Raw genomic sequence first — 25635 nt, 5'->3', positions numbered from 1 at the left:
TGCATGCACCACCGAGGACACGGACAGGCGCACGGCCATGAATACGCCACGAGGAGCGGGACTCGCTCCGCCACGCCGCGCGACGCCGCACCCCGCCCGGGAATGTCGAACGCCTGGCTGTCCCAGCTTCAGCGCATCGCGGCCCACGGCGGCAGAGCCGCCGCCGGTCCCGCCGCGGTCCAGCGCACCAACCGTTCGACCCGGGAGGAGGTGGAGGCGTCCCGCTCCGGCTCGGCACTGAAGCGCAGCGCCGAATTCCTCCAGGCCCAGGGCAAGACGGACATGGCCGCGAAGCTGTGGCAGCAGTTGGACAAGAACCTGCCCGTTCCGATGGCGGGGACGGTCGCGTTCGCCAACGAAATGCTCGTCCAGCAACGCAACGGCGCACGCTACAAGCTCTCCCTGGACCTGGAGACGATGCTCTACTCCGCGACACCCCACGAGGGCCGCAAGCAGTACGGAGCCCCCGAACCGGCCAACGGCAAATACAACTTCGTGGTCCCCGTCCGGAAGCCCGACAAGATCATGGCCTCCCAGGTCGGCACCGAGCAGGAAGAGGGTCATTCCGCGCTCGCCAAGGCCAAGAGGGCCGGTGAAGGACTCGTGTACTGGGCGGGCACCGCCGTGTTCTCCAACGGCGTCCTGGAGAAGTGGACGAACGACAGCGGTCACTACCGGCCCACGGGCGCCGACGCTCATCAACTCGCCGGAATCACGGGCGGCTTCCCGCTGGACAAGTACAAGAACTTCGACGACCCGGGCGGGGCAGACTGAGTACGGGGCGGACTGAGTACTGGGCGGACTGAGTACTGGGCGGACGAGCACGGCAGACTGCACTGCCTCGGCGGCGTAGGCCCCGGCGGCGTCCGGGCCTTGCCCCGGCGACACCTGGACGTGTGGCTCTCCTGCGTTCAGGAGCTGTGCCATAGCTCCGTGCGGGTGTCTTCTGCCCAGCTTCGCAAGATGCCTGCATTCGTGGACACGGACGGGTCAGGGCCGGGCGGGCCATGGCTGGTTCGGGTTCTGATGGGTGTTCGTTCCGGCTTCCTGTTCCTGCTGAAGATCACTCACCAGGGAATCGTCGCCGCTGGCCGTCCACCGGTGCCGGTGCGTATCCGCATGCGGTGACAGTCCGTCCGCCTTGCCTACAGCGCTCTGATGTGCGCGGAGCGCCCGGTGGTCCGGCACGGGTGTGCCGGACCACCGGGCGCTCAGGGTGGTGTCTCTCCCGGATGCGGGTGGGCGGCGAAGTCGCGCAGGTCGCCCCCGCAAAGGGAAAGGGCGCAGCTCCTTAGCTGGCTGTGGGGGTGCAGATCGTCAGGACCTGGATCGTGGAGTCGCTGGACCCGTTGTTCCTGACGCGGATGCGCCAGGAGTTCGCGCTCTCCCTGGAATAGCTGTCCCAGACAACGACGGAGCTGCCCACGTCGCTGCGGTAATAGCCGCCGCTGCTGACCGCGTGCCCGGCGGGGCACACGGGGCCGTCGAGCGTGATGAGCGCCCCGCCCACCGGGACTGTCTGGTTGGCGCTGTAGAGGTGCTTGAGCGGCCCGGCAGGTCCCCGTTCGCCCTGGGGCCCGGTCGCGCCCTGAGGGCCTGTGGCTCCTGTGGGCCCGGCAGCACCCGTGTCACCCTTGGGACCCGCAACACCCGTGGCACCCTTGTCGCCCTTGGGGCCGGTAGCACCAGCGGCTCCCGTGTCACCCTTCGCCCCCGGGTCACCCTTGACACCGGCAGCACCCGCAGCTCCGGCCGGGCCGGTGGCTCCGGCTGCTCCGGTGTCGCCCTTTGCCCCGGCGGGGCCTGTGGGGCCTGCTGCTCCGGTGTCGCCCTTCGTCCCGGCGGGGCCTGTGGGGCCTGCTGCTCCGGTGTCGCCCTTGTCGCCCTTGGCTCCCGTGTCGCCCTTGGGGCCTGCGGCACCGGTATCGCCCTTGGGGCCGGCCGGGCCGTCGGCACCGGGATCGCCCTTGTCGCCCTTGTTGCCCTTCATCTCCGCCTTCTCCGCGTCCGTCCAGTCGTCCGGGGACGTGCGCGGGCCCTCGGGACCCTGAGGCCCCGCAGGACCGGCTGGGCCGGTGTCGCCCTTCGGGCCCTTCATCTCGGCCTTCTCCGCGTCGGTCCAGATGTCCGGGCTCACCCGGGAGCCTTCCGGTCCCCGGGGTCCTGCCGGGCCTGCCGGACCCTCCGGGCCCGCGTCTCCCTTCGGGCCCTGGGCGCCGTCGGTGCCGGGGGCACCCTGGGGACCGGCCGGGCCTGCGGGGCCGGTATCGCCCTTGTCGCCCTTCGGGCCGCCGGGGTCACCCTTCTCCCCCTTCGGTCCCTTCATCTCGGCTTTCTCCGCGTCCGTCCAGTCGTCCGGGCTCACCCGCGGTCCGGCCGGGCCCTGGGGACCCGCAGGACCAGCCGCACCCGCCGGGCCCGGGGCCCCGTCGGTTCCCGCATCACCCTTCGGTCCCGCCGGCCCGGCGGGACCTGACGGGCCCGGATCGCCCTTCTCGCCCTTGGTTCCCTTGGTGACCGAGGTGGGGCACCAGGCGACGGGCGCGGAGTTGGAGACGTAGCGGGCGCTCATCCACCCGGTACGGTCGTAGAGCTTGTACCAGATGCTGTTGCCCGCAACGTTCTGACTTCTGACTTTGCACTTCAGCGAGACGCGGGCACCGGGCCGGTACGCGCCCAGCTTCCTCGCCTTGGTGGTAGGTGTCGCGCGGACGAACTGTCCGATCCGGGATGTCACCTTCCCCGCCACGGGACGGGAAGCAAACGTGGTCGCAGCGTCGGGGACTGCGGCTTGCGCCACGGCGGGAACCATCAGCGCGGCGGACACACCCAGGGTGAGAGCCCCCTGAACCACCCGCACGGGAACACCCGCACGGCGAAGCGAAGACGACAGCACAGCAGTATCTCCTCAGCAACAGACGCGGAGATGCCGCCAGCGCAGCACCCGAGCGCCACCCTCAAACGCAAACCACCCTGGATCGGGCCGCCGCGCGGCACGGGTAAGCCGATCGGACCAACACCTGTTGCGACAATCCCACCAACACCCCCTCAGAGGGGTGGGGTGCATCTGGCGAAGCCGCGCGGAAGAAAGGACTCGGGTGAGGTGCCCGCCCGCCCGGTGGGCGGACCCGCCCGCGTCGCCGGTGGTGACGAAGCGAACCCAGGCCTCCTGGAGTTCGCGGGAACGAAGCGCCTGGCCTACAGGAAGGCGGCCGGGACGGAGCCGGTACTGCCCAGATGGCTGCGCGAAGGCTCGACTCGGGACGGTGCCGGCTTGGACCTGCGCCCGAGCCCCGACCGCCATACCCGCACTCGGGGGTGCCCAGCTCGGACACGAGGTGCAGCAGCCGCCCGTCGGCGCCCCGTGTTCACGGCAGGGTCCTGCTTCAGGCACCGATTTTGTCGCCGCTTCCCGCCTCGGCTGCGTCCTGGCTTGCGTCGGGTCTCGGTAGGGGGAGGGAGAACCACACGGCTTTGCCTTCCTGGGTGGGCAAGGTTCCCCAGGTGGCCGCCAGTTGGTCCAGCAGGGCCAGACCGCGGCCCGACTCCTCGTGAGCATCAGCGGTCCTGGCCTGCGGTAGTACGGGGCTGCCGTCACAGACCTCGATGTGGAGCTCGTAACTGGTGCGGCGCAGCCGCAGCCGCAGGGGGTCGCAGGCATGGCGTACCGAATTGGTCAGCAGTTCGGAGGCCAGGAGGCAGGCGGTGTCGGTGAGGTCCTCGCAGCCCCAGTCCCTGAGGGTGCCCCGCAGGAACCGGCGCCCGGTGCCCACGCTGACCGGCTGCGCGGGGAGCAGTGCGGAGACGGCGGTCACGGGTGCCGGGGGGACGCGGGCGAGGAGCAGTGTCACATCGTCGGCGTAATCCTGGGGATCGGGGAGCAGGGCCGCGAGTACGGAGTCGGCGGCCATTTCCAGGCAGGGGGTGTCGGCGGTGGCCTTCTCCAGAGCTATGGCGAGCGCGTCGATCTGTTCCTCGATGTCGCTGGTGGGGGTCTCCACCAGGCCGTCGGTGTACAGGGCCAGCACTGAGGAGGGCGGTACGGTCAGCCGGGTTTCCTGATGGGGGACCTCTCCGACGCCCAGTGGCACGCTGACCGGTACGGGGAGCCTGCGGACCTGTCCTGTGGGGTCCACCAGCAGGACGGGCAGGTGGCCGGCGGAGCACACGGTGAGGGCGCTTTCGTCGGGGTCCAGGATGAGGTAGCAGCAGGTGACGAGTTGGTCGGGGAGTTCGCTGACGACCGCGTCCAGGGCCCGCATCAGCTGCCAGGGCGGCATGCCGGTCTTGGCCAGGGCGTGCGAGGCCGAGCGCAGCTGGCCCATCACGGCGGCGGCCTCCAGCCCGCGGCCCATGACGTCGCCCATCAGTACGCCGACCCGGCCGCCGCCGAGCGCGATCAGGTCGAACCAGTCTCCGCCGACCCCCGGGCCCTGTCGGGCGGGGAAGTAGCGGTGGGAGGTGTCCATGCCGGGCAGTGGGGCGGGCGAGCCCATCAGGCTGCGTTGCAGGGTCAGGGCGACGTGGCGTTGCTGTTCGTAGAGTTCGGCGAGCTGGGCCTCGGCGGCCTTGCGTTCGCTGACGTCGCGGATGGCGGCGGAGACGAGGGTCCCGTCCGGCGTTTCCAGGGGGCTGAGGCTGATCTCGACGGGGAATTCGACACCGTCCTTGCGCAGGCCGTAGAGGTCGAGTCCGGCGCCCATGGGGCGTACGCGGCGGTTGTCGACGTAGCCGTGCCGGTGGGAGGGATGGTGATGGTGGAACCGTTGTGGGACCAGGACTTCCACCTGTTGGCCCAGGAGCTCTTCGCGACGGTAGCCGAAGAGGGCTTCGGTCTGTGCGTTCACCAGTTGGACGACGCCGGCGTCGTCCACGATCACGATGGCGTCCGGAGCGGCCTCCAGCAGAGCGCGGAAGCGAGCCTCGGCGGCCTTGCGTTCGCTGACGTCGCGGACGGCGGCCGAGATCAGGAGGCCGCCGGGGGTCTGGAGAGGGCTGAGGCTGATTTCGACGGGGAACTCCGCTCCGTCGCGGCGCAGTCCGTACAGTTCGAGGTTGGCACCCATGGGCCGGACCTGCTGGTTGGCGGAGTAGCCCAGGCGGTGGCCGGGGTGCTGGTCCCGGAACCGCTGGGGTACCAGAATTTCCACGGGCCGGCCGAGGAGTTCCTTTCGGGGGTATCCGAACAGCGTCTCTGTCTGTGCGTTGACCAGCCGGATGATCCCGCCGTCGTCCACGATCACCATCGCGTCGGGGGCTGCTTCGAGGAGCGCGCGAAACGGTTCCTCCGCGAAGGGGATCGTTCCGGGGTGAGTTCTGTCCTTGGCCGGTTCCATGGAGCATCTCAGCATGCGCGTCTTCCCGGAGGGGCAGTTTGTCGCCAAGCGCTCGCTTGTGACGAATCCTGAACCTTTATACGCCGCACCGCCACCACCGGGAGGGGTGGCTGTTCGGTCCTGCGGCAAGCGGACGGTCACCTCATGATCTTCTGGGTGTGACGATCAAGGATCAGGACGTGACCGCAAGGACCGCCCCCGGCGCACCCTGGGCGTGCGGACTAAGGCCGGACACGTCGAACCAGCCGACGACTCCTCTTCGATTCGATGCTTCCCGAGCTTGAGCCGCGGCCCCCGCCACGGGAGACGACACGCCGGGTCCGTACGAACGGCCGGCGCCCCCACGAGGTCTTCGCGCCCACCCCGTCGTGACCGCCTCCTCCTGACCGCCTCGTCGCCCCTCCTGAGCACCCCGTGCCGTGCGTGCGTTCAGGCGGCGGACCCGTCGGCGTCCATGGTCATGCGGGCCACGTGCAGCGCCAGATAGGAGACTTCGTCCTCGCTCAGCCGCTCTCCCAGACGCATCTCGACGATCGTCGCCAGGCGCTGGGCGGTATGGGTCGCCTCCGGATAGTGGCGGCGGATGCCCGTACCGATCGTGGACTCGTGGCCCGTCAGCTGCCGGTGCTGCTGGATCCGTACGAAGAGGTAGCGCACGTGGGTGATGAACCGCGCCGCGCTCATGGACTCCTGGGAGACCTCCAGTCCGTACTGCTTCTGCACGACGGTGAGCATCTGCTGGATGACCCCGGTCATCGTGTACGTGAAGGACAGGTCGCCCGAGGCGAAGCCCGCGTTGACCAGGTGCAGCGTGAGCGCGGTCGCCTCGGAGTCGTCCAGCTTGGGGTCCAGACGCTTGTTGATGGCCTGGAGCAGGCGCTGCGCCTGGGCGTACTCGGTGGCGTACAGGGCCTGGGCCTCGGCGCGCAGCGGGTACTCGACGACGATGCCGCGCCCGGCCCGGTCCAGTGCGCCCGCTACGTGATCGGCGACCGCGATGGCGAGGGTGGGCCGGGTGGACTCGCGTCCCTCGATGCCGACTTCGGTGAGAGCGATCACGACGGCCCGCAGGACCTCCTCGCCGACGAGGGCGAGGGCTTCGGCCAGGTGGTCGGGGTCGCGGCCGTCGGCCGGCACGAAGACGCGCACGATCAGGGAGGGGTCGACGGGCTTGCCCTGGCGGGCGCCGAAGCCGATGCCACGACCGGTGAGGATGACTTCCTGGCCGTTCTCGTCGCGCGCGAGAACCACGTTGTTGTTGAGGACACGCAGCGCCTTCAACGCCGGTCCGCCTTTCCGTCCGTGGTCCGATTTCCGACCAATGATCTCGCATTGCCCACCGTGTCGCGTCACCCCTCCCCAACCGACGCGGTGCTCGCAGGCGTCCCGCCGGGGACGCCTGCGAGCACCGGATCGTGGTGCGGGGGTGGTCACCGCCGCACGGTCACCACAGGAGCGCCGACAGTGACGTCCTGCCCGAGGTGCGGTTCGACCGAGGTGAGGTCGGCGGTGTTGGTGACCGTCATGAGTGTGACGGCCGGGTGCTGTGCGGCCCGGACGGCGTCGAGGTCGACCTCGGCGAGGAGGTCACCGACGGACACGCGCCGACCCGCCTCGACGCGTACGTCGAAGCCCTCGCCCTTCATCTGCACCGTGTCGATGCCGATGTGGATGAGCACTTCGACGCCGTCGTCGGTCCGGATTCCGAAGGAGTGGCCGGTGGCGGCGGTCGTCACCAGTTCACCGTCGACCGGGGATACGACGCGGCCGTCGGACGGCTCGATTCCCACGCCTTCGCCGAGGGCACGGGAGGCGAAGACCGGGTCCGGGACCTCGTCGAGGCCGACCACGCGGCCGGCGACCGGCGCCGCGAGGACGAGGCTTGGTCCGGGAGCGGCGGGAGCGGCGGCCGTGGCGGTGGAACCTGCGGACGCGCGGACGGCACCGGCACCGGCACCGGCACCGACGGCCACGAGCGCGCGGTCGTCGGCCGGAGTGGTCTCGGCCGGGGTGGTGTTCTCGGTCCCGGTGGTGTTCTCGGCGTCCGTGGCCCGTTCGGCCGCGTCCCGTTCGGCGTTGGCCAGGGCGCGCTCCGCCGGGGTGCGGAAGTCGGAGAAGTACACGAGCGCCATCGAGGTGAAGAAGGCCGCCGTGATCGCGATGCCGTACGTGGCCATCGGCGAGAAGACCGGGATGGTAAGCAGCGAGGTGAAGGCGAACGCGTTGGTGTCGACGCCGCCCAGGACGCCCACGAGCACACCGCCCACGAGGCAGCCCACGAGCATGCGCGGGTAGATCCGCTTGAAGCGCAGGTGGATGCCGTACAGCGACGGCTCGGAGATACCGCCGAACAGACCTGCCGCGAGGGCTCCCGTCGCGGTCTGGCGCATCTCCTTCTCGCGGTGGCGTACGGAGAGCAGCAGCACGCCGGCGGTGGCGCCGAAGCAGGCGAAGTTCCAGGCGCCCATGGGGCCCTGGATGAAGTCGTAACCGAGGGTGTTGATGTTCACCAGCATGAGCGCGTTCAGCGGCCAGTGCAGGCCGAGCGGCACCAGGAACGGGTAGATCAGCGGGATGATGATCGCGAAGACGATCGGGGCGTTGCCGTTCAGCCAGGACAGCCCCTCACCGAGTCCGTTGCCGGCCCAGATGCCCATGGGACCGATGAGGAAGGCGGTCACCGGGATCATGATCAGCATGCTGAAGAACGGCACGAACACCATGTGCACATTCTCCGGGAAGACGCGCTGCAGACCCTTGTAGACCAGGGCGAGCAGGGCGACCATCAGCAGCGGCACGAAGACCTGGCCGCCGTAGTCGTTCAGCTGCATCGGCAGCCCGAAGACGTGCGCCACGCACTCCTGGGTGCCCAGCGTGGCGTTGGTGGTGCAGGTGATGCCGGGGATGCCGGAGTCCTTGTTGAGCATGCCCGTGAAGTTCGGGGTCATCACCGCGGCCATCACGGCGGCGCCCACCCACGGGTCGATCCTCAGCTTCTTGGCCGCGTTGTACGCGACGAAGATCGGCAGGAAATACAGCACCGAACGCCACATCGCGTCGACGAACACCCAGGTGGCGGACTTGTCCGCGGCTCGGAAATCGACCAGGCCGAAGGCGTCGAGTACGGAGGCGATCGCGATGATCAGCGAGGAACCGAGGAGTACGCCCATGAGCGGCCGGAACGAGTCGGAGAGGTACTCGAAGAAGTTGTCGACCCAGCCGTAGCGCCCGCGGCCCTTGGCGCGGACCGCCGCCTTGACCTCGGCGTCGGACTTGGGGCGGGGCGCGGTGCCACCGCTCATCGACGGCAGATTCATGATCTCGGCGTGGACGCGCGCGACGGCTCCGCCGATCACGATCTGGAAGCGGTCGCCGGACTGCGCCACGGTGCCCATGACGCCGCCGAGGGCGTCGAGGCCGGGCTTGTCCACCTTCTCGCCGTCGTGGAGCTGGAATCGCAGCCGTGTCGCGCAGTGCGTGAGGCTCTCGATGTTCTCGGCTCCGCCGACACCGCGGAGAATCTCCTCCGCCAGTGCCCCGGGCCCCTGTGCGTGTGTGTTCATGATGCGTCCTTGCATCTACGGGCGCTTGCCGTCCTGGATCGGTCCGCGACCTCGCACGCCGGATTGTGGGCAACAAAAAAGGCCCGGGTCGCGCACGCGGCGCGTCCCAGGCCTTGCCTCCCCTCAAGCGGTACGCCGCCGTCGCATCGCGAGTGGCGATGGCGGTGACGTCCTCGGGGAGTAACAATCCTGCGATCGAGATCGATCGGACACGACTGTAGCACCGCGTGCCGAGCGACCGGACGGGCTGCCGGTGACCCCGGGTGACACCCTGCTTCAGGCCCTCTCGCGAGCCGATTCTGCTCGCCCCCGATCTCGCCGGCCGTTTCCTGGATGCCGGGAGCAGAAACGGAAACGAGCGAGCCACGCACCGGCACCAGCACCAGCACGGTAACTACGGAGCCGGGAAGGTGCCTTGGGACATTTCCGGGACCGTACGGGCCCCGCGCACCCGTTAAGCTGCAGGAACTCCACGGGGGAAGCCGGTCGAAATCCGGCGCTGACCCGCAACGGTGGGCGGGACCGGGCACTTCCGGTCCCGCGAGCCCGATCACCCGCGGACGTGAAACGCACCTGTCGATTCGCCGTGGACTGCGAGAGGCGCTGCACCGGGCGTCCCGCGCCCCGGGCCGCTGCTTCGGTCGTCGTAGCCGCACGGCCCGAGGCGAAAGCGATCGTGCCCGTGGCCACTGCCCTCGACCGCCCCTGCGCACCACCGGACACCACGCGTACCGGTGCGCCACCGCCCCGGCGCGCCCCGCTGTCCCTCCTGATACCGGCTCTGGTCGTCGCCCTGGCGCTCTCCCTGGTCTGCGGGGCGGGTTTCGGCGCCTCCGGTCTGACCTGGGGCGAGGTGCTGCACTACCTGTGGGCGGGGCTGAGCGGCGGGGCGATTTCGGCCGACGAGGTCGCCGCCTACACGATCGTGTGGGAACTCCGTTTCCCGCGTGCCGTGCTGGCCGCGGTGGTCGGTGCCGGTCTTTCGGCGATCGGCGTCGCGGTGCAGGCGATGGTCCGCAACGCGCTCGCCGACCCCTTCGTCCTGGGCATCTCCTCGGGGGCTGCGGTCGGCGCGAACGCGGTGCTGCTCTTCGGGGCCCTCGGCGCGCTCGGCGTGTGGGCGCTCTCCGCGGCCGCCTTCACCTCCGCGCTCGCCTCCATGGCCCTGGTCTACGCGGTGGCCCGCACGCCGCGCGGGCTGACACCGCTGCGCCTGGTCCTGACGGGCACCGCCATGTACTACGGCTTCTCGGCCGTCACCACCTTCATGGTGTTCGCCGCCGAACGCGGCGAGGCGGCCCGCTCCGCCATGATGTGGCTGCTGGGCAGCCTGGGCGGGGCGAGCTGGGCCTCCGTCCCCATCGCGGCGGGCGCGGTCTGCGCGGGACTCGCCCATCTCGCCTGGTCCGCACGCCGGTTGAACGCCCTCGCCATGGGCGACGAGACCGCCGCCGCGCTGGGCGTGGACGCCGCTCGCCTGCGCAAGGAGCTGTTCGTGGTGTGCGCGGCCGTGACCGGGGCGGTGGTCGCGGTGAGCGGGGCGATCGGCTTCGTCGGACTGATGGTGCCGCACGCGGTGCGGATGCTCGTGGGTGCGGACCACCGCCGGCTCCTCGCGGTGGCCCCTCTGCTGGGAGCACTTCTCCTCATCTGGGTCGACGTGCTGTCCCGCGTGGTGCTCGCACCGGTGGAACTCCCGGTGGGGGTGGTGACGGCGGCGGTCGGCGTACCGTGCTTCGTACTGCTGATGCGGCGCAACTCCTACTCCTTCGGGGGTGTGTGATGCGTGTCGACATCACGGATCTGACCGTGGAGATCGCCGGGACCCGGCTGGTGTCCGACCTGGCGCTGCACGCCGGCAGCGGCCAGTTCGTCGGCCTGGTCGGCCCGAACGGCAGCGGCAAGTCCACCCTGCTGCGCACCGTCTACCGCGCGCTGCGCCCGACCACCGGCACCATCCTGCTCGACGGTGACGACCTGTACGCGATGAGCGCGCGCGAGGGCGCACGCCGGCTTGCCGCGCTCCCTCAGGAAGCGTCCACGGAATTCGACTTCACGGTCGCCGAGGTCGTCGCGATGGGACGGGTTCCGCACCAGCGTGCGACGGCTCGCGCCACCGACGACGACCGCGACGTCTGCACGACCTCCCTCGCCCGGGTCGGCGCGGCGCACCTGGCCGGCCGGGGCTTCCTCACCCTCTCCGGCGGCGAGAAGCAGCGCGTCCTGATCGCCCGCGCACTCGCCCAGCAGCCACGGGTCCTCGTCCTCGACGAGCCCACCAACCACCTGGACATCGCCCAGCAGTTGGAGGTCCTCGCCCTGGTGCGCGCCAGCGGCCTGACTGTCCTCACGGCGCTGCACGACCTCAACCTCGCCGCCCTGCACTGCGATCTCCTGTACGTCATCCACTCCGGCCGCATCGTGGCCTCCGGCGCCCCGCACGACGTCCTTTCGCCGGATCTCCTGGCCGAGGTATTCGGCGTACGGGCACACCGCGTCCGGCACCCGGAGACCGGTGCCACACAGCTCCTCTTCGACCGCGTCCTGCCCACCGTCCCACCTGCCAAGGAACTCTGATGCGCACCCCGGCCCGCCCCACCGCCCTCGCTCTCACCCTCTGCGCGCTGCTCCTCGTAGGCTGCGGCGCCCACGTCACCGACGCGAAGGACCAGCCCCCCGCGAGGGCGGACGACGCCCACTACCCCGTCAGCGTCGAGAACTGCGGCACCCGGCAGACGTACGCCAAGGCCCCGCAGCGGGTGGTCACCAACGACGTCGGCATCACCGAGATCATGTTCGCGCTCGGCCTGGAAAGCCACATGGCGGGTTTCGTGATGCCCGACGACAAGGGCGACCTGGCATCCGTCCCCTGGAAGGACGCCTACGCGAAGACGAAGTGGCTCTCCAAGAAGCAGATCACCAAGGAAATGGCCCTGGCCGCCCGTGCGGACCTGGTCTTCGCGGGCTGGAACTACGGCTTCAACGAGGGCGAGGGGTTCACGCCCGCCGACCTGAAGAAGGCCGGCATCGGTTCGTACCTGCTGAGCGAGTCCTGCCGCAACGGGCGCGGCGCGACCTCCCGCGGGGTCATGCCGCCCTTGGACGCCCTGTACACCGACCTGCGGAACCTGGGCCGCATCTTCGCGGTCGAGGACCGGGCGCAGGCACTGATCGCGACCTTCCGCAAGCAGGTCGCGGACGCGGAGTCGCACGCGCTGAAGGGGGTCGACCGGCCGCGCGTCTTCCTCTACGACGACGGCCGCGACAAGCCCTTCACCTCGGGTCTCTACGCGGCGCCGCACGACATCATCACCCGCGCGGGCGGCGACCACGTGATGAAGGACCTGAAGGACAGCTGGGCGACGGTGGGTTGGGAGACGGTCGTCGAGCGCGACCCCGAAGTCATCGTGATCAACGACTACGGCGACACGACGGCCGCACAGAAGCGCGCGTTCCTCAAGTCGTACGCGCCCCTGGCGAACGTCTCGGCGATCAAGAACGACCGGATCGTGGTGCTCGACTACGCGGAACTGGTGGAGAGCCCGCGCAACCCCGCGGCCATCGCGTCCCTGTCCAAGAGCCTGCGGCAACTCATGCGGAAGTGACGGCCGGGGTTTAGACACAGGCTCTGAGGCGCAGCGGCTGGACCGCCACCGGACCACGACTCTGGGCCCACCCCGTGATCGACTACGACGCTCGTCGTGTGGACGGTCCGGCGACAGGCGCTCGGAGTCGGAGGGTGCGTGCTGACCTGCTGGCCCGCGATGAGGCGTCGTCAGGCAGCCGTGGTGCGGCGGGCGTAGGCGCGGGCGGCGCGGGCGCGGTCGCCGCAGCGGGTGGAACACCACTGGCGGCGGCCGTGCTTGAGCAGGAAGCGATTGCAGGGCGGGGAGGCGCAGGCGGCCAGGCGGGCGGCGTCGGGCGAGGTGAGCAGGTCGGCGGCGTCGGCGGCGAGGGCCGCGAGGGCGTGTTCGACGATCGCGGTGGTGGGGTGGGGTGTGGCGCGGTACGGGCCGCTCTTCGCGTCCCACGCCAGCAGGGGTGCGGTGGGGACGCGGGTCATCGCGTCGTTGACCGCCGTTACGGCGGCGGGCAGGGCGCTGTGCCCGGCGACGCGGGAGGCGAGCAGCGACCTGATCTGTTCGCGCAACGCGCGCAGCTGCGTCGCGCACACCTCCGCCAGTCCGGCGCCGTCCGGGGCGAGATCGCGCTGTGTCAGCCACTGCTCGGCCCGCGCCGGGGTGCCCAGCAGGTCGGTCATGTGCCCGCCGGGCAGTGCGACGGCGCTGTTGACCAAGGCCAGGGAGGGGCGCTCCGCCTCGCCCGGCGCCAGCGGCACGGCGGCGTCTTCCGTCACGAGCTCTTCCATGCTTCTCATGGTACGGGTTGCATTCATCCGTGAGGTGCACCTACTGTCATCTCACGGTTAATACGCAATCCATCCGTGAGGAAGTGTCTCCGTGTCTTCCCCGACCCCGCACACCGGCCCCTTCCCCGTCCGCGTCTTCGGCGGTCCGACCGCCCTCTTCGAATACGGCGGGCTCCGCTTCCTCACCGACCCGACCTTCGACGGCCCCGGCGACCACCCGTCGCCGGGCGTCATGCTGACCAAGACGGCGGCGGCCGACGGCAGCCCGGCCGCACTCGGCCGCGTCGACGTGGTCCTGCTCTCGCACGACGAGCACGCCGACAACCTCGACACCTCCGGCCGCGCCCTGCTCGCCGACGTCCCGCTGACGCTCACCACCCCCGGCGGCGGGGAGCGTCTCGGTGAGACGGCCACCGGGCTCACCGACTGGCAGTCGGTCGAGCTGGAGCGCCGGGACGGCGGGCCCGGCACGGTTACCGTCACCGGCGTGCCCGCCATCCACGGCCCCGGCCCGCGCGAGGAGGTCGAACCGATCACCGGCCAGGTCGTCGGGTTCGTCCTGACCGGCGAAGGACTGCCCACCGTCTACGTCAGCGGCGACAACGCCTCACTCGACGCGGTCAAGGACATCGCCCAGCGCTTCGCCCCGGTCCATACCGCTCTCCTCTTCGCCGGAGCGCCCCGCTTCACCGAGGTCTTCGACGGCGCGGTGATCGTCCTGGACAGCGCCCAGGCCGCCCGGGCCGCGAAGATCCTCGACGCCGGCCGCATCGTGCCCGTCCACTACGACAGCTGGGCCCACTTCACCGAGGGCAGCGAGGAACTCGTCGCCGCCTTCGCCGCCGCCGGCCTCAGCGACCGCCTCGACCTCGGCGTCCGCGGCTGACCCACCCACCCGCGCCGCACACGCACACCGGACACGGCCAGGCGCCGGCGAAGAGGACCGCCGCCCGGAAGTCGACTGCCTGAGCAGCTTCAGTCCCGGACGCGGGTCACCGTGACCTGTGCGTGCCGGGTGGTGTCCGCCAATACTTCGGCAGTGAGGCCCGGCCGGCACGGAATGTAGCGGCCGGTGCGGCAGGTGCGGTGCCCGCGAGGTGGGCGGCGATGTCGACGCGGACCGGTGCGGTGCTCCGGAGCGTGTCCCACCAGACGCGTGCGACCTCGACGTCTTCGGTCATGGGCACGGCTTGCAAGGGCGGCTGGCCCACGTCGGCTCGGAAGCGGACTCGGGCCATCCGCGCGCGGGCTTTCGTGCAGGCGCCTCCGGTCCCTTGTGGCTGTGCCGCGGCGGGACCGCACCGCCCCTTGTGGCAGCCGCCTACCGCAGGGTCGCCAGGAGCGCTTCGACGTCGTCGAAGTCCAGCGGGACAATGGGGAGTTTGGCGAGCTGACTGAGCCTCATGTCGGCGATCATCCGGTAGCGGGGTGTGCCGTCCTTCGGGTACGCGTCGCCCATGGTCTTCCGTACCCGCTCAAGCAGGGTCTGCATGGCGGGGCCGCCGACCGGGTGGGCGAGCCAGCGACCGAGCGTCGAGTCGGCGTCCGGGAGGTCCACGTACGGGTCGCCCTCGACCGTGACGGTCGTGGTCAGGCGGATGTCGCGGCTGGAGGCGCCGACGTCGATGCGGTGGTCGAGGCTCTCGACGAGCCAGGTCCCGGCACCGATGTCGAAGTGGGCGAGGTCCTGGCGGTCGATGCGAAGGGTGATGTCGCGGCGCTCGGCCGCTTCGAGCCAGGCGGCCTTGAATGCCCGCAGCTCCCGGACAGGCCGCCGTACCCGCGAGCCGGGTGCGCCCACGTACACCTGCACCACCTCGTGTCCGGCCCGCGGGCCGGTGTTGGTGACCGTCACGGTGACGTCGATTCCGGACCCGTCCTGGGTCACCCGTAGGTCCGTGTAATCGAAGGTGGTGTACGAGAGGCCGTGGCCGAAGGGGAAGGAGACGTTCAATTCGCGGGCGTCGTAGTACCGGTAGCCGACGAACAGGCCCTCGCCGTAGCGGGCGTGGCCCTGCTCGCCCGGCCAGTCGAGGTGGGCCGGGGTGTCGGCCAGGCGCAGTGGGACGGTCTCGGTGAGCCGGCCCGACGGGTTGGCGTGGCCGAGCAGCAGGTCGGCGGTGGCGGAACCGCCCGCCTGGCCGAGCAGCCAGCCTTCCAGGACTGCGGGGACGTTGTCGATCCAGCCGGACAGCCGGACGACGCTGCCGTTGGCGAGGACCACGACCGTGCGAGAGTTGACGGCCGTCACGGCGGCGAGCAACTCGGTCTGTTCCAGCGGGAGTTCGATGTGTTCGCGGTCGTATCCCTCGGACTCGAAGCTTGGCGGGAGACCGAGGAAGAGGACGGCCACGTCGGCCTCGCGGGCGACGCGCACGGCCTCCTCGCGCAGCGCGGCCACGTCGCCGTCCGGGTCGTCCACGGGGAAGCCGGGTGCGAAGTCGACCGTCGCGTCGGGTGCGGCGGCGGTAAGGGCGCTGAGCGCGTCGTCCAGCCGGGTCGGCGTGACGCGCGAGCTGCCCGCGCCCTGGTAGCGGGGCGTACGGGCGAACTCGCCGAGCACCGCGATGCGGCTGCCAGGGGCGGGGTTCAGCGGCAGCAGCTCGCCCTCGTTCTTGAGCAGTACGGCTCCGCGCGTGGCGGCCTCGCGCGCCAGGGCATGGTGTGCGTCGACGTCGAAGGAGGCGTCGGCACGCGCCTGCGCGCCGGCCTTGCGGGCGAGTTCCACCACGCGCGCGGCGCTGCGGTCCAGCACCTGCCCGTCCAACTCACCCGAGCTGATCGCTTCCACCAGCCGGGCGGGGCCCTGCCCCGACGAGGACGGCATTTCCAGGTCGAGTCCGGCGGCGAGGGCGCGGACCCGGTCGATGACGGCGCCCCAGTCGGAGACGACCACGCCCTCGTACCCCCACTCGTCACGCAGCACGTCGGTGAGCAGCCAGGGGTTTTCCGAGGAGTGCACCCCGTTGAGGCGGTTGTAGGCGCACATGACGGTCCAGGGCTTCGCCTCCGTCACGACCCGGCGGAAGGCGGGGAGGTAGATCTCGCGCAGGGTGCGGGCGTCGATGTCGGCGCTGATCGACATGCGGCCGCCCTCCTGGTTGTTCGCGGCGAAGTGCTTCAGGGAGGTGCCGACGCCCTGCGACTGGACGCCGTTCACCCAGGCGGTGCCCAGGACGCCGCTGAGCAGCGGGTCCTCGGAGAAGTACTCGAAGTTGCGCCCGCACAGGGGGCTGCGCTTGATGTTGACGCCGGGGCCCAGCAGCACGTGCACGCCGTGCGTGAGCGACTCGCGGCCCAGCGCGCGGCCTACGCGTTCGGCGAGTTCGGTGTCCCAGCTGCTGGCCAGAGTGACGGCGGGCGGGAAGCAGGTTGCGGGGGTGCTGCCGTTGATGCCGAGGTGGTCGGCCCGGTCCTCGTTCTGGAGGCGCAGCCCGTGCGGTCCGTCCGAGAGCCGGAAGGCGGGGATGCCGGCGTGCGGGAAGGCCTCGGTGGTCCACCAGGTCGCGCCGGTGGTCAGGGCGGCCTTCTCTTCGAGGCTCAGCCCGGCCACCGTCTCCTCGGGGGTTTCGGTGGCTGTCGTCGGATCGGTCACGGTGTACTCCTTGTGGGTGCTGTACGGAGAGGGAGAGGGAGGGTATTCAGCGGACGCTTCGGACCCGCAGGACCGCGACCGCGCCGAGCACCCCGAAAGCCGCCGCCGCGGGGAACAGGGCCTGATAGCCGCCCAGTCCGAGGACCAGGGCCGCGGCGACGGTCGGTGCGAGCGCCTGCGGCAGGGCGGCGGCGATGTTGACGACGCCGAGGTCGCGGGCGAAGGACTTCCCCGAGGGCAGTACCTGGGAGATGAGGGCGGTGTCCACGCCCACGAAGCAGCCGAAGCCGAGGCCCACCAGGAAGGCCATCACCAGCATCCCGGTCATGGTGGGCACGGCCAGCGGGACGAGCATGGCGCAGCCGATGAGGGCGGCCGAGGCGACGACGAAGGGCTTGCGTCTGCCGAGCCGGTCCGACAGCGGCCCGCAGATCAGCGTGGACGGCAGGATTCCGGCGACTCCGGCGACGGCGAGCGCGGGCACGTGGCCGATCGCCTCGTCCCCGAGCCCGATGTAGTCCTGGAGGATGTAGAGCTTGTAGCCGAGGACCAGGAAGTACGACTGGTAGGTGCAGAGCCGGCCGATGAAGACCCAGAAGAAGTCGGGGTGTCTCCGGGGATCGGGCAGCAGGTCCCGCAGGAACTCGCCCACCCGGAAGGGCTCTTGGGGCATGTCCCGGCTGGAGCGGTCCGGGTTGACGAGGACGAAGACGGTCACCGCGACGACCGAGAAGCACGCGATCAGGAGGTACGCCAGGGTGATGCGGGCTTCCAGCACGGCTCCCAGAGTCTGTCCGACGAGCGAGCCGCACATCGAAGCCAGCCCCAGCACTGCCGCGTACCGGCCCCGCTTCGCGAGCGGCACCCGGTCGGGCATCACCGCGGCCAGCGGACTCATCGCGAAGTTGTAGCCGATGTGTACGAAGCACCAGGCGAGCAGGATCGCGGGCACGGAGGTCATGAACGCCATGGCCACCAGGGCCGTTCCGCCGGTCAGTGCTCCGGCCACGATCCACGGCGTACGCCTGCCGAACCGCGAACGGGTCCGGTCCGAGACCGCACCGGCGACGGGCTGCGCCGCCATCGCGACGATCGCGCCGACGGTAGTGACCAGCCCGAGCGTGCCGACCTTGGTGTCCTCGCCGACCGTGCGCTGGATCTGGAGGGCCAGCAGGATGCTGGGCACCGCGCCCCAGACGAGGGCGATGCTCAGGCTCGCGGGCCCGGCGCAGGCCGTCATGCGGCGCAGCGGACGGCCGTCGACGGTGGGGCTGATGGCCAGGGCGGCGGGTGATGCGGGCGGGACGGTGGGTCCCTCAACGGGTCCAACGGGTCCTTGCACGGACGGGGCCTTCTCTCGGCCGGGCACGGCGGTGTGCACCGACGGTGAATCGTGCGGAGCGAGCGGATGTCGCAAAACAGTACGGCGTACTGTTTTGGTGGGCAAGGGTCGGCAGGGTCCGAAATCGCGCGGCGCATAGGCTGATCCCGTGACAACGAAGAACTCGTACGCCAAGGGCGCGGCCAAGCGGGAGGAGGTTCTCCGGACCACCCTGGAGATCTTCGGACGCGAGGGCGCACGCGGCACCACGCTGCGTGCGGTGGCCAAGGAGAGCGGCATCAGTCTCACCGGCCTGATGCACTACTTCGACTCCAAGGACCACCTCCTCGTCGAGGTGCTGAGCGCGAGCGACCGGCGGGCAGAGGTCCGCTTCTACGCTCCGGACGCCGACCGCGACCCGGGCGAACTGCTCGCCGCGGCACTGGCGGCGAACACCGAGAACGCGGCCCGCGCCCGGCTGTACGTCACCCTCGTCGCCGAGGCGACCGACCCGGCCCACCCGGCGCACGCCTACTTCAAGGAACGCTTCGCCCGCCTGCGCGCCGCCATCGCCGACCACCTGGCGGCCGACGAACGCGCGGGCCGCATCCGCCCCGGAGTCGACCCGGACTTCACCGCGTCGGCGATCGTTGCCGCGTCCGACGGGATCATGCACCAGTGGCTGAGCGACCCCTCCGTCGACATGGCCGGGCACGTGCGCCGCGTGTGGCGGATGCTCACTGCCTGACCCTCACTGCTCGACCGTCCTGAATCCGCAGTTCCCACTGCTGGAAGCAGGCGTGTTGGCCGAGCGGGCGGCCACCCGGTAGCGGTGGCAGTAGGAGTGGTGGCACAGGTAGGACCCGCCGCGCATCACCCGCCGCTCGCCCTTCTCCGGCCCCCGGGGATCGTCCGTGGGGGAGTGGGCGTAGTAGTCCGGCGCGAACCGGTCGGCGCACCATTCCCACACGTTCCCGGCGACTTCGTACAGGCCGAAGCCGTTGGGCGGGTACGTGCGCACGGGTGCGGTCGCGAGGTGCCCGTCGGCGCCGGTGTTCTCGTACGGGAAGCGGCCCTGCCAGATGTTGCACACCCACCGGCCGCCGGGATTCAGCTCGTCGCCCCAGGCGAAGCGCCGCCCCTCCAGGCCGCCCCGCGCCGCGTACTCCCACTCGGCCTCGGTCGGCAGCCGGCGGCCCGCCCACGCGCAGTACGCCACCGCGTCGTCCCAGGCCATGTGCACCACGGGGTGGTCGGGCTCGGCGTCGGACAGCGGGCCGTGCGGGTGGCGCCAGTCGGCTCCCCGTACGTCGAGCCACCACGGTACGGCGGGGTCGGCGGCGGCGACGTCGGCCCGTTCGGCGGCGACCGCGAGATGGAAGACCGCCGAGCTCCCCTCCCGCTCGGCCACGGTGACGTACCCGCTCTCCTCGGCGAAGGCCCGGAACATCGCGACGGTCACGGTCGTGACGTCGATGGCGAACGGAGCGAGCCGCACCGGGTGCACGGGCAGTTCACCGTCCGGCGGATAACCCTCACCGAAGGCGTCCCCCATCGCGAACTCGCCGCCGGGCAAAGGGACTTGGTCGTGTGCGGGCGGGTGGGCGGCCGGTCCGGGCAGCGGGCGCGGGGCAGCGGCCGGGGGAGCGATCCCGGAAGAGGGCCGGGAAGTCGATGCGCAGCAATCCATTGACGTCTCCATGCATCCGAGTATATGAATTCGCACATAGGTGAGGATGCACATAGGGAGTCGACCGCGTGAAGTTCGAGCACGTCCTGCTGGGCCTGCTGGCCCGCCGCCCTTACAGCGGCTACGACCTGCGCAAGTGGCTGGAGACAGACGGCCAGTTCGTGTGGGCGAAGGCCCACCACAGCCAGATCTACCGGAAGCTCGCGCAGATGGAGAGCGACGGCTGGGTACGGCACGAGGTCGACTCCCGCGAGGGCCGCCCCGACGCCAAGGTGTACAGGCTCACCGGGCGCGGACGCGACGTCCTGCTGGAGTGGGTGCATACGCCGTACGAGCCGCTGACCCGCTTCCAGGACACCGACTTCACCGCTCGCCTCAGTGTGGCGGCGCCCCTCGACAGGGACGCGGCAATCTCGCTCGTACGCACCGAACTCGCCTACCGCCGGGCCCAGATCGCCAAGAACCGTAACCGGGACCGGACCCTGCACTACGAGGACCCCTTGCCGGGCCTCGATCAGGAGATCGACGCCTATCTCCACGATGCGCTCCATCTGCTCGGAGCGGGAGCGATGGACCAATGGGTGGCCTGGCTGGAGCGGACCCTGCTCCGGCTGACGGCCGGGAACGACAGAAACGACTGACGCGCAGCAGCGCCTGGCGCGCAGAAACACCTGACGCACAGAATCGAGACGGCACTCACATGTCCGAGCTCAGCAAAACCCCTCCTGCGCACCCCGCCACGGGTGCCCCCGCAAACGGCGTACAGGTCAAGGGCCGCAACAAGCAGCTCGCCCTGCTCGGCGGCACCATGCTGGTCGACAGCACCGAGGCCAGCCTCGTCAGCAGCCTGTTCCCCCTGATCAAGCAGTCCCTCGGCGTTTCACTCGGAGCCCTGGGCATCCTCACCGCGGCCAGCAAGCTCGTGGGCGTGCTCGCCGGACCGTTCTGGGTGTGGGCGGCCGAACGCACCTCACGCAAGAGCGTCCTCGTGGTGGCCACCGGCCTGTGGGGGGCCTGGGGCGTGGCCGCGGGCTTCTCCCAGAACTTCACCCAACTCCTCGTCCTCTACACGATATTGGCGGCGGGCTACGCCGCCGCGGGTCCCCTCATCACCGAAGTCATCGGTGACCTCTTCGGCGGCTCGTCCCGCGGCCGTGCCGTCGGCATCGTGTACGGGACGGTATCGCTGGCCAGCGCCGTGATCGGGCCCATCAAGGGACAGCTCGCGGGGCTGGACGAGGGATGGCGCTGGGGCCTGTGGGGCATCGGCGCGTTCAACATCCTGCTCGGTATCGCCCTGCTGATCTGGTTCCGCGACCCGGGCCGGGGCGCTGCCGAGGAGCAACTCGCCAACCTCGACAGAGCCACCCGTGAAGCCCATGCGAAGCTCACCTGGGCCAGGGCGTTCTCCCTCCTCCAAATCCGCAGCCTGGTCATCCTGCTCGTCTCGCGCCTGCTGTCCGGGCACCTGCTGGTCGCCACCTTCGGTGTGGTGTTCCTGGTGGACGTGCGAGGCTTCAGCACCCAGGAAGCCGCGCTCGTCACCCTGCCCTTCGGTGTCGGCTACTTCCTCGGAACCCTCCTGGGCGGCGCCGCGAACGACTGGGCGACGCGCCGCAGCCCCCGCTACGGGCCGGTCGCGATCCTCCAGGCGGCACAGTTCGCCTTCGCCGTCTTCGCCTTCTTCGGCAGCCAGTTCTCCTACGACAGCATCCTTGTGTACGGCGCCTTCTTCGCCCTGCTCGGCGCTTCGCAGGGGATCAACCCGAGCGTCAACCGGCCGATGGTCATGGCCATCACCCCGCCCGAACTCCGGGGCGCCGCCTTCGCGTTGTACGTCTCCATCGCCGAGGCGATCGCCTGGGCGGGCTACAGCCTCGGCGCCGGCTTCCTCGCCGATACCCTCGGCCTGCAGGCCGTCTTCCTGTGGGTCCTGGTGGTTCTGATGCTGGTGAACGGCCTCTTCCTCAGCCTGCTCTACCGCCCTTACGCCGCCGACACGGCCCGCGTACAGCGGGACCTGGACTCCCGCCGCAAGGACGCCCTGGACTCTCCCGGGGCCTGAGTCCTGCACCTGATAGCCACCACCCGAAAAGAGACCCAGCTCATGGCACACGCACGCCACCTGCCCGACGGCTTCCTCTGGGGCGCCTCCACCGCCGCGCACCAGATCGAGGGCAACAACACCAACAGCGACTGGTGGGAGTTCGAGCACCGCGGAGTCCCCTACATCAAGGAACCCAGCGGGGATGCCTGCGACAGCTACCACCGCTGGCGCGAGGACATGGACCTGCTGGCCGAACTCGGCTTCACCGACTACCGGTTCAGCATCGAGTGGGCCCGCATCGAGCCGGCCCCCGGCGAGTTCTCCCAGGCCGCCATCGCCCACTACCGGCGCATGGTCGAAGGCGCCAGGGAACGCGGGCTGAGGCCCATGGTGACCCTGCACCACTTCACCGCCCCCCGGTGGTTCACCGAGCGCGGCGGCTGGGCCGCCGCCGGATCGGACGACCTGTTCGCCCGCTTCCTCACCGCGGCCGCCCCCGTCTACGCCACCGACGTGACACACGCCTGCACCATCAACGAACCCAACATCCTCGCCGTCATGGCCACCGCGTACGCCGCCCTCGCCTCCGGCCGGACCGCGAACTTCGCCGACAACCCGCCGTCCCCGGACGGACCCACCACCGACGCCCTGATCCGGGCGCACGCCCGCGCCGTCGAGACCGTCAAGTCCCTCGCCCCGCACGTGCGGACCGGCTGGTCCATCGCCAACCTGGTGTGCCAGGCCCTGCCCGGAGCCGAGGACGTCGCCGACGCCTACCGCCGCCCGCGGGTGGACGTCTTCCTCGAAGCCGCCCGGGGCAACGACTGGCTCGGCGTCCAGGCGTACACCCGTACGCTCATCGGCCCGCAGGGCAGGCTGCCCGTGCCCGAGGACGTGGAACGCACCCTCATGGGCTGGGAGTACTACCCCGAGGCCGTGGGCCACGCCGTGCGGCACAGCGCCTCCGTCGCCCCCGGCACCCCGCTGATCGTCACCGAGAACGGCCTCGCGACCGCCGACGACACCCGCCGCATCGACTACACCGCCGGTGCACTGAGCTCCCTCGCCGATGCCATGGACGACGGCATCGACATCCGCGGCTACTACCACTGGAGCGCCCTGGACAACTACGAATGGGGCCGCTACGCACCCACCTTCGGCCTGATCGCCGTCGACCGCGAGACCTTCGTCCGTACCCCCAAGCCCTCCGCCGCATGGCTCGGCGCCGCAGGACGCACCCGCGTCCTGCCCACCGCACGCTGAGCCCCGGAAACCTGCCCCCCAGCACGAAAGGAGCATCCCCCGTCATGAAGGCGATCATGGTGATGTTCGACAGCCTCAACCGGCACATGCTGCCCCCGTACGGAGGCGATTGGACGCACGCCCCCAACTTCGCCCGGCTCGCGGAGCGCGCCGTCACCTTCGACAACGCGTACGCGGGCTCGATGCCCTGCATGCCTGCCCGCCGCGAACTCCACACCGGGCGGCACAACTTCCTGCACCGCAGCTGGGGCCCGCTGGAGCCGTTCGACGACTCCATGCCCGAGCTGCTCAAGCAGAACGGCGTGTACACCCACCTCGTCAGCGACCACCCGCACTACTGGGAGGACGGCGGCGCCACCTACCACGGCCGCTACCACACCTGGGAGTTCTTCCGGGGGCAGGAGGGCGACCCCTGGAAGGGGCAGGTCGCCGACCCGCCGATGCCCGAGGACCTCAAGAAGATGCGCTTCGGCGGGTACCGGCAGGACTGGGTCAACCGGCAGCACATGGCGACGGAGGACCGGCACCCGCAGACCCTCACCTTCGACGCCGGCCTCGACTTCGTCGCGGCGAACAAGGACGCCGACCGGTGGTTCGTCCAGATCGAGACCTTCGACCCGCACGAGCCCTTCTTCAGCCACCAGCGGTACAAGGACCTCTACCCGCACGACTACGAGGGCCCGCACTTCGACTGGCCCGACTACAAACGCGTCGTGGAGAGTGACGAACAGGTCCATCACGGGCGGATGGAGTACGGGGCCCTGCTGTCCATGTGCGACCACTCCCTCGGCCGTGTCCTGGACACCATGGACGAACTGGACCTGTGGGACGACACCCTGCTGATCGTCAACACCGACCACGGGCTGCTGCTCGGCGAGAAGGGCTGGTGGGGCAAGAGCGTCCAGCCCTGGTTCAACGAACTGGTCCACCTGCCGCTCTTCGCCTGGGACCCGCGCACGGCCGACGGGGGCACGCGCCGCGGCGCACTGGTGCAGACGATCGACCTGGCCCCCACCCTCCTGGAGTTCTTCGGCGTCGAGCGCCCCGGCGACATGCAGGGCTCGCCACTGCCGATGGCCGAGGACACGTCCCCGCGCGAGGCCGGGCTCTTCGGCATCCACGGCGGACACGTCAACATCACCGACGGGCGGTACGTGTACATGCGGGCCCCCGCGTCCGCCGCCAACTCGCCCCTGTACGAGCACACTCTGATGCCCACCCACATGCGCGGACGCTTCACCCCCGCCGAACTCGTCGACCTGGAACTGGCCGAACCCTTCACCTTCACCAAGAACGTGCGCACCCTGCGCGTACCGGGCCGCACCCTCCTCAACGCGTACCACCACGGAACCCTCCTCTTCGACCTGGAGAGCGACCCCGAACAGAGCACACCGCTCGTCGACGACGCCGCGGAACTGCGCATGGCGACCCTCATGGTCGAGCTGATGCGGGCCAACGACGCACCACCCAGCCAGTACCAACGCCTCGGACTTCCCGAGCACGGCGCGGTGACGGACGACCACCTGCTGGTCCGCGCCCAGCGGAACCAGGCGGAACTTGCGGCCCAACCGCTGCCGTGCACGGCGGACTTCCCGGCGGGCCGGCTGTCGCTGCGCACACCGCTCCAGGCCCTGATCGCCGACCCGTTCGCCGTCGAGGTGCTGCGCACCCACCTGCCAGGCGTCGTCGACTCGGAACTGCTCCAGATGCTCGGCTCGACCCCCCTGATCGACCTCGCAGCCATGGCGGGCGCGCACTTCCCCGCTGCCGCACTGCACCGCGTCGCCGAGGACCTCGCGGAACTCTGACCACGCGTCGGGCGCAGAGGGCGTGGATCCTGGCTTCATGTTCGCGCGGCCAGTGTTCCGCCCTTGTGAGGCTGCCGCTTGCCCAGGCTGCGCCGCACGACTCGCCGGCGACGGCCGGCGCTGCATCGGTCGGCGCTGCACCCGACTCCGCCTACGCTCTGTCAGACCCCTCTGCTGACGGGAGCTTCTTGGCACAGGCCGTGCTGGTGCCTGGCCCGCGGGGTTCGGTGTGCAGCACCACTTCTACGGCTCCCGCCCAGGGGTGAGGCTCTGGCCTGGTCAGTCTGCGGCTCGGCGACGGTTACTGATCGTTTCAAAGTGCGGTGCGTAGTCGCCGCAGGCAGATGATGCTGCGGGCGAGTTGGACAAGCCCTTGGTGGAGGTTCGCGCATCTGGCGTAGGGGATGCGCAGGCGCTTGAACTGGTGCAGCCACGCGAAGGTGCACGCTCCTGCCCAGCAGGTATTGCCCAGGCCGGAGCCGTGCGGGACGCCTCGGCGGGCGCTTCTGTGGGGTGATGCCGCGCTTGCGGATCAGCCGGCGGTACGTGGCGACGTCGTGGCCACGGGCCGCTTGCCGACCTCCAGGTGTAGGCGACCGACCCCGTGGTGATGGGGAGCCGCCGCTCAAGTGGCCGATCCTCT

20 protein-coding genes, 1 pseudogene and 1 riboswitch are annotated in these 25635 nt (G+C 70.5%); of the genes and pseudogenes, 11 read left to right on the top strand and 10 right to left on the bottom strand.

Annotated elements, in window-relative coordinates; translation table 11 throughout:
* Positions 1-102: 102 nt before the first annotated feature.
* Entirely contained in the window at positions 103-774 is a 672-nt protein-coding gene (locus tag ACIA73_RS28135; protein WP_399441558.1) for a hypothetical protein, read from the top strand.
* A 189-nt stretch (positions 775-963) separates the two neighbouring features.
* Complete coding sequence (locus ACIA73_RS28130) at positions 964-1128, top strand: hypothetical protein (RefSeq protein WP_399441557.1); 165 nt, start codon at positions 964-966, stop codon at positions 1126-1128.
* 163 nt (positions 1129-1291) lie between these two features.
* Here ACIA73_RS28130 and ACIA73_RS28125 read toward each other — a convergent pair whose 3' ends face one another.
* From ACIA73_RS28125 to ACIA73_RS28110, 4 genes are all read right to left on the bottom strand, one after another.
* The gene (locus tag ACIA73_RS28125; RefSeq protein WP_399441555.1) at positions 1292-2737 is read right to left on the bottom strand and encodes a hypothetical protein; all 1446 of its coding nucleotides are present in this window, start codon (positions 2735-2737) and stop codon (positions 1292-1294) included.
* Between the two features lie 649 nt (positions 2738-3386).
* Positions 3387-5351 carry a PAS domain S-box protein gene (locus tag ACIA73_RS28120; protein ID WP_399441554.1) on the bottom strand — a complete coding sequence of 655 codons (1965 nt, stop codon included), beginning with the start codon at positions 5349-5351 and terminating at the stop codon, positions 3387-3389.
* Positions 5352-5765: 414 nt separating this feature from the next.
* Positions 5766-6617: a PRD domain-containing protein gene (locus tag ACIA73_RS28115; RefSeq protein WP_399441553.1), complete on the bottom strand. Its 852-nt coding sequence runs from the start codon at positions 6615-6617 to the stop codon at positions 5766-5768.
* A 149-nt stretch (positions 6618-6766) separates the two neighbouring features.
* Complete coding sequence (locus ACIA73_RS28110; protein ID WP_399441551.1) at positions 6767-8899, bottom strand: glucose PTS transporter subunit IIA; 2133 nt, start codon at positions 8897-8899, stop codon at positions 6767-6769.
* Between the two features lie 415 nt (positions 8900-9314).
* Positions 9315-9476: riboswitch (cobalamin riboswitch) on the top strand.
* A 105-nt stretch (positions 9477-9581) separates the two neighbouring features.
* Here ACIA73_RS28110 and ACIA73_RS28105 point away from each other — a divergent pair.
* The 3 genes from ACIA73_RS28105 to ACIA73_RS28095 are packed head-to-tail and all read left to right on the top strand — an operon-like array spanning position 9582 to position 12504.
* Positions 9582-10682 carry a FecCD family ABC transporter permease gene (locus ACIA73_RS28105; protein ID WP_399441694.1) on the top strand — a complete coding sequence of 367 codons (1101 nt, stop codon included), beginning with the start codon at positions 9582-9584 and terminating at the stop codon, positions 10680-10682.
* Positions 10682-11476 (top strand): ABC transporter ATP-binding protein, encoded by a 795-nt coding sequence (locus ACIA73_RS28100; RefSeq protein WP_399441550.1) that lies wholly within the window; start codon positions 10682-10684, stop codon positions 11474-11476. Before ACIA73_RS28105 ends, ACIA73_RS28100 begins: the two co-directional genes overlap by 1 nt.
* Complete coding sequence (locus ACIA73_RS28095; protein WP_399441549.1) at positions 11476-12504, top strand: ABC transporter substrate-binding protein; 1029 nt, start codon at positions 11476-11478, stop codon at positions 12502-12504. The genes ACIA73_RS28100 and ACIA73_RS28095 overlap by 1 nt, the downstream gene beginning before the upstream one ends.
* 170 nt (positions 12505-12674) lie before the next feature.
* On the opposite strand, the gene ACIA73_RS28090 is transcribed toward ACIA73_RS28095, so the two are convergent.
* A complete protein-coding gene (locus tag ACIA73_RS28090) occupies positions 12675-13268 on the bottom strand; it encodes a CGNR zinc finger domain-containing protein (RefSeq protein ID WP_399441548.1) in 594 nt (197 codons plus the stop codon).
* A gap of 91 nt (positions 13269-13359) precedes the next feature.
* On the opposite strand from ACIA73_RS28090, the gene ACIA73_RS28085 reads away from it, so the two are divergent.
* Positions 13360-14154 (top strand): MBL fold metallo-hydrolase, encoded by a 795-nt coding sequence (locus tag ACIA73_RS28085; RefSeq protein WP_399441547.1) that lies wholly within the window; start codon positions 13360-13362, stop codon positions 14152-14154.
* A gap of 106 nt (positions 14155-14260) precedes the next feature.
* Here ACIA73_RS28085 and ACIA73_RS28080 read toward each other — a convergent pair whose 3' ends face one another.
* The 3 genes from ACIA73_RS28080 to ACIA73_RS28070 form a co-directional block, all read right to left on the bottom strand.
* Positions 14261-14449, bottom strand: coding sequence for a hypothetical protein (locus ACIA73_RS28080; RefSeq protein ID WP_399441546.1), 189 nt, complete (start codon positions 14447-14449; stop codon positions 14261-14263).
* A gap of 140 nt (positions 14450-14589) precedes the next feature.
* A complete protein-coding gene (locus ACIA73_RS28075; RefSeq protein WP_399441545.1) occupies positions 14590-16863 on the bottom strand; it encodes a glycoside hydrolase family 3 C-terminal domain-containing protein in 2274 nt (757 codons plus the stop codon).
* Positions 16864-16909: 46 nt separating this feature from the next.
* A complete protein-coding gene (locus ACIA73_RS28070) occupies positions 16910-18205 on the bottom strand; it encodes an MFS transporter (protein ID WP_399441544.1) in 1296 nt (431 codons plus the stop codon).
* Positions 18206-18353: 148 nt separating this feature from the next.
* Between ACIA73_RS28070 and ACIA73_RS28065 the strand changes: the two genes are divergently transcribed.
* Positions 18354-18932, top strand: coding sequence for a TetR/AcrR family transcriptional regulator (locus tag ACIA73_RS28065; RefSeq protein ID WP_399441543.1), 579 nt, complete (start codon positions 18354-18356; stop codon positions 18930-18932).
* 3 nt (positions 18933-18935) lie between these two features.
* On the opposite strand, the gene ACIA73_RS28060 is transcribed toward ACIA73_RS28065, so the two are convergent.
* Positions 18936-19886 carry a formylglycine-generating enzyme family protein gene (locus ACIA73_RS28060; protein ID WP_399441542.1) on the bottom strand — a complete coding sequence of 317 codons (951 nt, stop codon included), beginning with the start codon at positions 19884-19886 and terminating at the stop codon, positions 18936-18938.
* Between the two features lie 56 nt (positions 19887-19942).
* Here ACIA73_RS28060 and ACIA73_RS28055 point away from each other — a divergent pair, with 56 nt between their 5' ends.
* From ACIA73_RS28055 to ACIA73_RS28040, 4 genes are read left to right on the top strand one after another with little or no spacing between them, the layout of a single operon-like run.
* Positions 19943-20515 carry a PadR family transcriptional regulator gene (locus ACIA73_RS28055; protein WP_399441541.1) on the top strand — a complete coding sequence of 191 codons (573 nt, stop codon included), beginning with the start codon at positions 19943-19945 and terminating at the stop codon, positions 20513-20515.
* A gap of 59 nt (positions 20516-20574) precedes the next feature.
* Complete coding sequence (locus tag ACIA73_RS28050) at positions 20575-21939, top strand: MFS transporter (RefSeq protein ID WP_399441540.1); 1365 nt, start codon at positions 20575-20577, stop codon at positions 21937-21939.
* A gap of 42 nt (positions 21940-21981) precedes the next feature.
* A complete protein-coding gene (locus ACIA73_RS28045) occupies positions 21982-23184 on the top strand; it encodes a glycoside hydrolase family 1 protein (RefSeq protein ID WP_399441539.1) in 1203 nt (400 codons plus the stop codon).
* A gap of 44 nt (positions 23185-23228) precedes the next feature.
* Positions 23229-24992: a sulfatase-like hydrolase/transferase gene (locus ACIA73_RS28040; protein WP_399441538.1), complete on the top strand. Its 1764-nt coding sequence runs from the start codon at positions 23229-23231 to the stop codon at positions 24990-24992.
* 313 nt (positions 24993-25305) lie between these two features.
* On the opposite strand, the pseudogene ACIA73_RS28035 reads toward ACIA73_RS28040, so the two are convergent.
* A pseudogene (locus ACIA73_RS28035) lies at positions 25306-25564 on the bottom strand (IS5/IS1182 family transposase); the annotation flags it as partial.
* Positions 25565-25635: the final 71 nt, after the last annotated feature.

It is taken from the genome of Streptomyces sp. NPDC051561 (genome assembly GCF_044454195.1).
Taxonomy (GTDB): domain Bacteria; phylum Actinomycetota; class Actinomycetes; order Streptomycetales; family Streptomycetaceae; genus Streptomyces.
This window is presented reverse-complemented; position numbering and strand designations above follow the sequence as displayed.